Source organism: Bacillus sp. CGMCC 1.60114, from assembly GCF_042676365.1.
GTDB lineage: Bacteria > Bacillota > Bacilli > Bacillales > Bacillaceae_G > Bacillus_A > Bacillus_A rhizoplanae_A.
In genome coordinates this window covers 1-741 of the sequence record NZ_JBHTHG010000116.1, presented here as the reverse complement: position 1 = coordinate 741, position 741 = coordinate 1, and the positions used below count along the sequence as shown (strand labels likewise).

General features: G+C 37.4%; 1 protein-coding gene. It reads right to left on the bottom strand.

The window, feature by feature from the left end:
- The coding region (locus ACFQZ1_RS18495) for an RNA-guided endonuclease TnpB family protein (RefSeq protein ID WP_377883663.1) at nt 1–446 on the bottom strand (446 nt) is incomplete at its 3' end.
- Nucleotides 447–741 lie beyond the last annotated feature (295 nt).

Here is a 741-nt window from a genome sequence, read left to right as displayed (position 1 = left end):
TTTAAAATACGCCCTTCTACTTCTCTTGATTTTGCAAAACGAACAAAGCCAAGTTTCGGTAATTTCATTTTATTTCCTGCAATCGCAATATTTCCGTTTGTTTGTTTTGTTGTATAGGATTGAACTTTATTCTTTTTAGACTTAAATCGGGGTGCATCAGTTTGTTTTTTGAAAAAACGAGTGAACGCATCAGCAAGGTTTTTGAGTACGGATTGCAAGGAAATACTGTCCACTTCTTTTAGCCATATGAATTCCTTTTTCAACTGTGTTAATTCTGCTGAACAAGAATTATATGTCAATCCTTTGCCTGTTTCCTTGTATGTGTCATTCCAACGTGCCAAAAAGCGATTGAATACGAAGCGAGAACAACCAATCGTCTTAGCGATTAAAATTTCTTGTTTTTTGTTTGGGTATATACGGAATTTGTATGCTTTATTGACAATCATGACTTTCACCTCCTTATGTATATCATTTTAGGAGTGAAGACAGGGAAAAACAAACAGTAGTATTACGATTTCCTAAAATTCTTTTAGAGAGAGTGGCTGCATACAAAGAGCAAAAGGGTTTTGGCACTCGTACGCAAGCTATTTTTCATTTATTACAGGTAGCACTCGAACAGTCGGACAATCGAGATGGTAAATAGCCATCCCTTGTCCGAAGGCGATTCATCCCCCACCTACTCATTGGGCTACGCCCTTCACATTCCTTGAGGTGGGAGTATTCTCGCCTATTTTAGATAAA